The 10,506-nt window shown below is 45.3% G+C and carries 6 protein-coding genes; 1 reads left to right on the top strand and 5 read right to left on the bottom strand.

Going from position 1 to position 10,506, the window contains the following annotated elements; all coding sequences use genetic code 11:
* Positions 1 to 1,435, top strand: a 1,435-nt coding sequence (locus tag VF500_RS26125) for a glycoside hydrolase family 2 protein (protein WP_330862478.1), incomplete at its 5' end; no start/stop codon positions are given.
* A 117-nt stretch (positions 1,436 to 1,552) separates the two neighbouring features.
* On the opposite strand, the gene VF500_RS26120 is transcribed toward VF500_RS26125, so the two are convergent.
* The 5 genes from VF500_RS26120 to VF500_RS26100 all read right to left on the bottom strand — a co-directional run.
* Positions 1,553 to 3,133, bottom strand: coding sequence for a glycoside hydrolase 43 family protein (locus VF500_RS26120; protein ID WP_330862477.1), 1,581 nt, complete (start codon positions 3,131 to 3,133; stop codon positions 1,553 to 1,555).
* Between the two features lie 34 nt (positions 3,134 to 3,167).
* Positions 3,168 to 6,113: a discoidin domain-containing protein gene (locus tag VF500_RS26115; RefSeq protein WP_330862476.1), complete on the bottom strand. Its 2,946-nt coding sequence runs from the start codon at positions 6,111 to 6,113 to the stop codon at positions 3,168 to 3,170.
* 233 nt (positions 6,114 to 6,346) lie between these two features.
* Positions 6,347 to 7,576, bottom strand: a complete 1,230-nt coding sequence (locus tag VF500_RS26110) for a DUF4998 domain-containing protein (RefSeq protein ID WP_330862475.1) — start codon at positions 7,574 to 7,576, stop codon at positions 6,347 to 6,349.
* 18 nt (positions 7,577 to 7,594) lie between these two features.
* Positions 7,595 to 8,827: a DUF4959 domain-containing protein gene (locus VF500_RS26105; RefSeq protein WP_330862474.1), complete on the bottom strand. Its 1,233-nt coding sequence runs from the start codon at positions 8,825 to 8,827 to the stop codon at positions 7,595 to 7,597.
* A gap of 47 nt (positions 8,828 to 8,874) precedes the next feature.
* On the bottom strand, positions 8,875 to 10,506 hold a 1,632-nt coding region (locus VF500_RS26100; RefSeq protein ID WP_330862473.1), incomplete at its 5' end, for a RagB/SusD family nutrient uptake outer membrane protein.

The following is a 10,506-nucleotide window of genomic DNA, read 5'->3' as shown; positions in this document are numbered from 1 at the left end:
GGCTAAAATTGAGAATAAAGAGCGGCAGGTGCAACAGATCATCGTAAAAACCACCATCCGGGATAAAAGTGGCATCATTGTTAAGCAGGTTCAACAGCTACAAGATGTACAGCCCCAGGGGATAAATATTGTTGATCAGCAATTACAGCTAAACAATCCGCATTTGTGGAACGGCCGGAAAGATCCTTATCTGTATTCACTTACTACAGCTATTATTAAAGATGGTAAAACAATAGATGAGGTAGTACAGCCCCTCGGTCTCCGCTATTTTTCGATAGTTCCGGGCAAAGGTTTTTACCTGAATGGTCAGCCGTACCGCTTGTATGGTGTTTGCCGCCACCAGGAATGGCAGGATTATGGAAGCGCCCTGAGCAATGCTCAGCATCAAAGCGACCTCGATATGATCTACGAAATAGGGGCAACCTCTATCCGTTTTGCGCACTACCAGCAAGCCGAATATATTTATGCCAAATGCGACAGTATGGGCTTTGTAATTTGGGCCGAGATCCCCTTCGTAAACGCAGTTTCTACACAAGAGGGAGATAATGCCAAACAACAGCTAACCGAACTCATCAGGCAGAATTATAACCATCCATCCATATATAATTGGGGGTTGCACAATGAGGTGTACTCCAACTCGCCGGATGGTTTTGTGCCGGTTTTAACCAGGGAACTGAACGATATTGCTAAAACCGAAGATCCCGGCAGGTTCACCGCAAGTGTAAGCGGTTACGGCGAGGTAAACCGGCCATCGAACCTGGCTGCGGATATACAGGGCATGAACCGGTATTACGGCTGGTATGAAGGGAAGATCCCCGATCTGGAAGATTGGGTTACCGGCTTGGAAAATGATTATCCAAATTATAAAGTTGTACTTTCGGAGTATGGCACCGAAGCCAATGTAAATCAACAGCAGGAAAATGTAGGCGATAGCGGCGATCCGTCAAGCCAGTTTTGGCCCGAAACCTTCCAAACAAAATTTCACGAGGTGCAATGGGGCATTATCGAAAAACATCCATACCTGGTAGCCTCATATGTTTGGAATATGTTTGATTTCTCGGTGCCATCGGCCAATGGTGGTGGCGTGCCCGCCCGCAATATGAAAGGCCTGGTTACTTATGATCGTAAAATAAAAAAGGATGCCTTTTATTGGTACAAAGCTAACTGGAGCCAGGAACCTGTACTGTACATCAGCGGCCGCAGAAATACGGATAGGGTAGAGGCGGTAACTACTGTAAAAGTATTTGCCAATACTTCAAACGTTACACTTTATCTGAACGGTAAAAATGCGGGTGAGGCAGAAACGGGCACCACCAAACATGATTTCGTATTTAAAAACATCCACCTGGTTAAAGGCGTAAACCAGCTCAGGGCCGAAGGGTATTTTAACGGGAAGCTGCAAAGTGATTCCATTGAATGGACGCTGAAAAATTGAAGGTTGATTTTTTTTAAATTAAAATATATAAAGAGGATTTCATCTGCAATACGATCGTTTATGAAAGAAGTGCTGTTGTTCAGCTTTTGGTGCTATAATAGGTTCGTACAATGTACCTTACAACCCGCCTCGCGGTCCGTCATGCAAATAATGAAACCAATCGAAAAAAGCAGTGCCGCCGTCTTGTTTTATATTATAAGAAAACAATGCCGGTCGCACTGCTTTCCAGTAATTATAATTGGATAGTGTGCACACATCGCCCAACCGAACAAAAGTTTTACCATCCAGGCTATACTGCATTACTGTATCGTGATCAAGGTCGATAAGTAAGCGGAAAAAGATCCTTTTTTGTTTAAGGGAGATCTCTTCTTTAAACTTACCATTGTTATCGGCATAAACATTCAGGGTGCTATCCGTTTTGATCAAGCCTATTTCGTGAATGTAATTACCTAACAGGCATAAGCCTGCTTTTTGACCGGGCATCATCTCATCGGCATACAACACCGTGGTGATTTCTCCTTTCCGGCCCATAAGCTTTTGGGTGATGGTATTTTTAGCGTGTTTATTATCCGGCGATTGCATAGCCATAAGCACCAAATAGCCTTTACGTTTTTTCAGCGACCATTTACCATCAACCGGGTTATGGTTCCATTGCCATTGCAGGCTAAGAGTTGGCCTGTTAAACTCATCAGATGCTTGCGGGGCGATTACGGTAGTCAGCTTTTTTACTTTTGGTTTAGCCCAAATACTTACCGGTTCGTCAATGCCGTTGCCATCGTTATCAATGCCGATGAACGGCCAGTCGTTTTGCCATTTTACAGGTTCAAGGTAGCAAATGCGGCCAATAGTCCCCGCATCCTGAAAATGAATGAACCAGGCTTCGTCGTTATCAAGTTCAACTAAGCCGCCCTGGTGAGGGCCATTGATATTGGTTTTGCCTTGCTCCACAACAATTTTCCGTTCATAGGGGCCATAGATACTTTTCGAACGTAGAGCAGTTTCATAACCGGTGCCCACTCCGCCCTCCGGAATGATGATGTAATAATACCCGTTTTGCTTATAGATCTTGGTGCCTTCGGCAACCGGCCCCTCGTAAACGGTTTTGCCCGAATCGAGCAGATGCTTGCCGTCGGAACTCATTTTGTGAATGATAATAGGCCCGGCCCCTAAACGGCTATGACCGAGGTAAGCCTGCCCGTCGGCATCCCAAAACGGGCAGGGGTCTTCCCAACCGCTTATTCTTTTTACCTCTGTTAGTGGTTTCCATTTTCCTGCCGGATCGGTAGCTGTACTCATATACAGCCCTTCATCCGGCGTGCAGAAATAAACATAAAACTTGCCATTATGATAACGGAGCGACGGTGCCCAACTGCCTGCTCCGTATTTATCCATGGTGTTGTACTTTGGGTCGAGGTCAAGGCGTTTATATACCTGTCCTATGATCCTCCAGTTTACCAGGTCGGAAGATTGGAGCACAGGCATCCCCATAAAATGAAAATCCGAACAAACCATATAAAAATAATCCCCCACGCGGATCACATCCGGGTCTGAATAGTCTGCATTAAGGATAGGGTTTTTATAAGTGCCGTTTAACTGGTCGCCCCAAGCTGCGGGATGCCTTTGCTGGGCATTCAGTTGCTTGTTAAAGGCAATCAGCGTCAAAATTAAAACGACCACTGTGCTAAGCCGAATTTTCATCATATTACCATTTAGTTGGGGACAAAGCCCTGTATTATTTAGTGTTGTTGTAAGGCTCGGCTATCAGCCTGATGCTATCCTTACCCAAAACGGCAGCATCAAATTCTATTTTCACGGTTTTGGTTTCACCCTTCAATAGGGTGAAATAGTTATCGCTCATGATAGCCGGTAAGATCTGTTCACCGTTTGATGCCCGAACTGCCTGTACCCTTACCCCAAAGGCTACTGCCTTTGATGACGACGGATTGGTTACCTGTGCAGTAATATAATATCTACCATCGGCCTTAACCGTTTTATAATCGGTTTTTAAATCAACCTTTGGCAGGGTATTTAATGCAGTGTAATCCTTGCGTTTGTTGCCTCTCCAGTAGAAATTATCTGATATCAGTTTGCCTGTATTGTCAGTCAATTTTAGTTTGATGAAATGCACATCCGAAAGACCTTCGCTGGCTACATCGCCCTGGTAAACTTCAAAATTATACAATGAATACCCCCAATAGGTGGCACGTTCAACACCCTGCATTTTAACATAACGGGCAGTTACTTCGGGGAACATGATCTTTTGTTCGCCTTGCCTGCCATCGTCAGTGCTGTAAACATCATGCCAGTGGCTGGCATCTGTTGATACCTGGATCTTAAAAGATTTGGCATAAGCATCTTCCCAACTCAGGCCAACACCGTTAACTACTTCTTCCTTGCCCAGGTCGATGTAAACCCATTCGCCATCGCTGTAACGACTTGCCCAGCGTGAAGCTGGGTTGCCGTCATTTATCGCCGACGCATCGCCGTTGGTTGATGACGAGCTTACTACTTTTTTATTTTTGGCGAGATCGGCCTTGTACTGGTTAAATTTTAGATCAAATACTGCACCTGCGCTGTTGGCTGGCACATCCACCATTTTTGACTGGCTGTATTGCTTTACCAGTGTGCCATCTAAATTATAAACATCGGCCGATGCGGTTAAACCATCAGCATCCTTTCGGGTGGTATTGATAACCTTAATGGCGTTGGTTACCGGGTTCCATTGAATATGCAGTGGTTCGCAGGCTTTTTTAACACCCCAATATGCCCCGGTAAGGTCATAGTAATAATCATAAGTTTGCCATACCATTGATGGATAAGCGGATTGGCTCATCCAGGTCATTAGGCCCGATGCATCTTCGCCCATGGCATCCTGCCAGCCTTCAAACATAGCCTTATTGCTCTCCAAACTTACAAATTGAGCTTTGCGGCAAAAATCCTCAATACCTTTTGGTGTACCGTAACCATTGGTAATACTGGCTTCATAGCTATCCGGGCCTGCATTGAACGCCCGCGGACCAAAAAAGTGCTGATCCCACATTTCATTGCGCGGCCACCAGTTTTCTTTAGGCATAAACTTTTTGAAGCTTTCAAAATTCACAAAAACTGCCGTGCCCAATTCAGTACGTAAACCCCAGCCTTTGTTACCGCCTAAACCGGTTGGATATGCGGTAAAATAGTATCGGGGATCTTTAGCATCCCAGGGGCCGCTTCCCGTAAGGTTTTCGGCATGTGAGTTGGGTTGGTACCAGCGGTCGCCACCATCAAAGGTTGAAAGGTCTTCCTTTAGCCATGCGCTCAAAGGTTGTTCAGGCCATCCTTCGTTGTCCGCACACCAAACGGCAATGGCGGGGTGGTTTCTGAAGCGTTTTATTTTCTCGATGGCATTGGCGTTGAAAGTAGTGATATCTGCTGGCAGGTTAGGATTCGCGTTCAGCCAGAAATCGTCCCAAACCATGATACCATACTTGTCGCAGGCGTCATAAAATTCCTCATCAGTAGTTGAACCGATCCAGTTGCGGATCATGTTAAAGTTCATCTCCTTGTGCAGTTTTACCTTATAATCATACTCCGCACCGCGGCAGCGTAACAGGTATTCGCTCATGCCCCAGTCGCCGCCTTTTATAAATACTTTGGTACCGTTTATAGCTAAATGCAGCACATGACCAATGGTATCATAGCTATACCTTTTAATTCCAAATTTGATATTCTGTACATCTGATACCTCATCGCCAACAACAACGCTTAGTTTGCAGTTATACAGGTTAGGATCGCCATAGCCATTAGGCCACCACAGTTTAGGGCTGTTGATCATCAATTGTTCAAAATCGCGCTTGTTCAGCTTTACATCTGTGGTACCATTGGCATCAACATAAACTTTTTTTTGAAACTCAATATTACCCGGCGTAATTAAACCTTTTATGATAGCCGCCTGTGAGTTTGAAGCGTTGTTTTTTACCTCGAGGTTCACTGACAGATCTGCACGGGCATTGGTTGGCAGGTTGGCGCGGATCCATGGGTCTTTGATAGTTACATCGCCTGTATTACTCAGGTAAACATTATCGGTGATGCCCGAGTTAAGGCCTGGCACATAAGGCATCCAATCCCAGCCGGCACTCGATACATAGTTGGGGCTGCCCACATTGGCTAATGGCTGTTTGGGGATATAAACCAGGGCTGTAATCACATTTTTTCCGACATGGTTTATCAGACCAGTTATGTCAAATTTTCCGCGCTGCATAAAACCATCCAGAGAGCCCAGAAAAGTGCCATTAAGATAAATATCAGCCTTGCGGTTAACACCTCTGAAGTTGAGCCAGATAGTTTTTTTGGTATAGCTTGCAGGTATACTAAATTCGGTACGGTACCAGAAGCTGCGGTCGTACTTGGCTTTATCAACCTTGTAAATATTATCGCCAAAGTTGGGGTCTTTCTCCAAACCGGCGGCTACATATGAGGCAAATGTTGTACCGGGTATAATAGCTGTAACCCAATCACCGGTATTATAACCGGCATCTTTAATTTTTGAGGCGTCGGCTATGTCGGCCTGAGGTTTCACTTTCCATTGTTGCCCGGCCGAACTGTTAAGCGATACCTCGTTGCTTTGCGCTTGGGCCTCGCCATAAAAACATGTAATAATGACAATTAAAAGTTGGCGTAAAGAGAAATGTTTAAGCATTAGGATTAAATTATTTGATGGGGACTTCTGAGGTAGAATTTTATTGGGTTGAAATGATTGCTTTTGTTAAAATCAGATCATTGTGTTTACTCACCCCGACATCGTTACGCTCGTGCCCCCCTCTACGCGAGCGTAAAGAGGGGAATCCTATTTTTTATTTTTCCTGCCCTCTTTACCCAAAGGGTAGAGAGGGCGGTCGAGCGAAGCAAAGACCGGGTGAGTCAACTATGCGATTATAAACTTCTCAGCTTAACACCTTTAAACTGTAAGTAAGTATATGACTGTGTGCTTACCACCCATCCAAAAGTAACGGTGGTAGTTGTGGCGAGGGTAAAACTAAGCGTGTGTACACCTCCCATGTTATTTTGATCACCTTTGTAAATTGCCAGCGGGTTGCCCAAATTGCTGATGTCAGGCAGCGAATTGCCAACTGCAACAATTTCATTGCCGTTAAAAGTACCACCATAACCGGCAGTTTCTATATCAAGCGCATAGCTGCCTGAGGGTAGAGTAATGGTTTGATAAACTTTTCCGTTGTTGACGCCGTCGCCTCCCCAATCTTTAGCTTCAAAGTGGATACATCCATTATTATCCCATGACCAGCCGCCACCTTTGCCGCCGTCCTGGTTCAGCACATTGCTGTTATACTGCCAGTCTTTAGGTGTACCCCATTTATTGGTGCCATTATCGCCCCGTACAAAAGGATAGCCAGCATTTTTGATATACAGCGATGTAATATCACCTATACGCCTTACCCTTGGGAAAAGGGTAGGAGCAGCAACCGTAAAAGTATCAATAGCACCTCTGAAAGGCAGATAGCTGGACTGGTAAGTAACATCGGTACCAAATTTAAAATCATTGATGGTTACAATAGAGTCTGTCGGTTTGAGCAGCGTTGTTTGTGTTTTACCTGCATTATCTGTATAGGTCACCACTGTTTTGGTATTGATGGTTACTGAATCAAGCGTGATCTGGTTAAAGTTTAGCTTAACAACACCGGTGGTGATATCAACTGTAAAAGGGTTATCGGCATTATAACCACGGTTAAAAATACCACCAGCGTAAACAGCCCCATACACCCTAACCCCGTTAATGGTTTTTGAGATGGAAATATGCCCGTCACTATCAATAGAATTTACGCTGAAATTATAAGTGCCTTCTGTAAGGTTCGATATCAGCACTTTCACCGTATCAAGCGGGTTATGGCTGGTTGCATTAACAATTAATGAATCCTGCTTATTATTCCAGTAAACTTTGTACTTCACAATTTTAGGGTCGGGGCTTGGGTTCCATACCAATTGGGTACGTAGTTTACCTGCCCTGTAATTTGCGTTGGCAATTACACCGGGATAATATATTTCGCCGCCCTTTATCAGCTCCTTGTAATTCTCGTTCTTTTTTGAGCAGCCCCACACGGCCAGCAACAACAGCAGCCATGTTATATTTTTTATGTTGATCTTCATTTGTTTGTCGCTTAAAAATTATTGAGGGATTCCGTAAAAAGACATTTCTTCAATGTAGGTGTAATCCAACCCAAACCAGGTTTCGCTCACTACAACACGCAGGTATTTGGCCGCCGGACTGTTGAACGGCACATCGAAGTTTACACCGGCATCAACAAATGCCTGGTCGGCAGCGTTGGTTTGCCCCTGCGGAAGGCCTGATGGTGGATCAGGAAAGCGGAAAGTGCCCAGCACTACCCAATCGCCGCTTACTGTGCCCGCTGGTTTACCGCCCGGTGTAACTGCATCGGCAGGGTTATCCTTGTTTGACCCCCAGATGCTGAATACTTTTGGGTTTGCATAACCATAGCCTCTTGGCCACATCAAAAAGTGGCTCAGTTTATAGCTTTTGCCTACGCCAAATGTACCCTGTACCAGTTTTTGCACCGGGCCAATAGTGGTTTGCCATGGTGCTGCGCCGCCAACTTCCTTGGTAAAGCCGTCCCATAAATAAGGCAGGATGCCGCCGTAACCGATATAGGCATCGCTCGGTGTGAGGTATTGGAAAAACTTGCTTTTATCCAGCAACTCTTCATACAAAGGAGTGAGGGTTACCAGCAAGGTGTCCGATGCATTCCCGAACTGATCGGTAACAAAAGCACCGAATTTTGCAGGCGTGGTGCTAAACCCCCTTACCGCATAACTTATGGTATCGGTACTGGTAAAATGCCTGTCTTTAATATTGAACTTATTATCGGCCGGATCGATGGCAATTACGTTGATGCCAACAGGCCTTTTGTCTTTATTTATAGTTGATAAATGGATGCCGCCAAAATCGGCAGCTATGGTCAGGTTTTTCCTGATCAGCTGGTAGTAGGGGGTATCCGGGTGAACGGTGACCGTAACTGCGTCCGATTCTACATTAGCCCTTGTTACGGCATGCAGGGTAATAGTGTAGTCCTTACTGCTTTGAAAACCGTCAACCCTGATGGTATCCAGAAAATAGCTGGATTTAGTTTGCCTTGTTGTTTTGCCGTTGATATTATAATCGGCAACTACATAAAGCAGGTTTTGTGACGATGGCAAAGTATAGGTTAAAACCGCACCGCCGTTAAAATTGCGCACTTTAACATTGGTAACTACCGCGGGCTTTGTTTTATCGGTACTTTCAGGAAGTTTGTAGTTATCGCTTTTGGAACATGAAAACAAACATGTTGTTAAAAGCGCCAGCACACATAAAAAATGCACCGGCTTTATATGATTATAGCTCATAATGTTTCTTCGTTAATTATTAATCCAATTAAAAAACCATTAAAATCCTACCAGTAAGGGTTTTGAACAAGGTTATCGTTCACCACAATGGAGTTGTTCCAAATTGGCCACAGGTAATCCCTTGTATTAAATACCGGGATTTCCACGTTTCGGGCACGGTAATAGTTAATAGCCTGCTCTTCGTAAATGCTCCAGCCGGTTAATGGCGTGCTCAATACGCCCTGCAGTTCCTTCCATCGGCGAAGGTCCCAGCCGCTTTGGCCTTCAAAGCAAAGTTCTATCCGGCGTTCCTGGTGAATGATAGCCCTTAAACCCTCTTTTGTAGTTGGTTTAGATGGATTTCTTGAATAGGCTGCCCATGAGTTAACAACACCATCCAATCCTGCACGTGCCCTGATCTTATCTACATAAGCTATTGCATCGGCAGTAGGACCGTTTACCTCATTTAATGCTTCGGCATACAGCAGGTATAAGCCTGCCATACGCATAACCGGCATTGAAAAATCTGTCCAGTTAAAGCCGTCGTCATAAACGGTGAGATAGTTTGCCAGCTTTTTAGGCCAGTAACCGGTGATGTTTGACTTTTGCAACGTTTTAGGACCTGCCAGCGAAGTGACACCACGTGCTGGTACATAGTGCGCAATTTTTGCGTCAAGGATCCCGTCGCCAAACCAAATGCCACCGTCAAAGCCTATGCTGCCGTAAAAACGCGGCTCGCGGTCAAAGTGGGCTTTAATGGTTTGGTAGCCTTGTTTTATGTAGAAGAAATTTGCAGCATCGCCGGTACGCAACTGGTTACGGTCGGCATAATCCCAGCTTTTGTCTTCGTCAATAGGTACGCCTTTGTTCGTGTAAAACAAATCGGTAGTTGAAATAGGCACAGCATAATAAGCAGGGTTCTGGTTATCGTTTTGGTTGGCCTTTTGGGTTAACCTTGGAATGCAATATTCCTGCCCATGCCAGATATTGCTCAACGACCAGATGAGTTCAGGATTGATATCCCATTTTTGAGTAAGCGCGTTTTGGCAGGTTAGCACCCTTTTTAATGAATCGGGCAGGTTTGAAACGCCCGGTGCCGGCACAAAATTGGTGTTTAAATGCAGCCCGGCAGCTTCGCACATATCGATAGCAGTTTTACATGCGGTGGCGGCCTTTTGCCATTTAGTGGCATCAAACGATGTTGGGAAAAGGTTTTTACCGCTTTTATCCTTAAAGTTTGCATAATCGGGGTTGCCGTTGAATAGGGGGCTCGCGGCCGTCATCAACACTTCGGCTTTGATGGCCGCGGCTGCAGGGCCGGTTATCCTGCCCAGCTCCTTGGCAGGGTTGTCAATTGTAGCGGGCAGATCGGGGATAGCCTGATCGAGCAGCCCTACAATATAGTTTACCACATCATCAACCGGCTGGCGTTTCACTTTCACTTCGGCTGTTGAGGCCTCAACGGGCAGGTTTACGTCGATGATAGGGATGGGGCCGTACATCCGCATCAGGTAATAATTATAGTAAGCCTTCAGAAATTTGGTTTCGGCTATCCATCGTTTTTTTTCAATAGCGGTTAAATCGGCTGGCTTATCAATATTTTCGAGCATTGTATTGCAGCGCCTTATGGCAACAAACATAGCAGTACCATTAGCCCTGCCGTCCCAGAAGTTTAAACCCGGTTCACCAACGTTTTGGGT

The sequence above is a fragment of the Mucilaginibacter sp. genome, from assembly GCF_036383575.1.
Lineage (GTDB): Bacteria > Bacteroidota > Bacteroidia > Sphingobacteriales > Sphingobacteriaceae > Mucilaginibacter.
The sequence above is the reverse complement of the archived record's forward strand: the minus strand, read 5'-3'. Positions and strand labels throughout refer to the sequence as shown.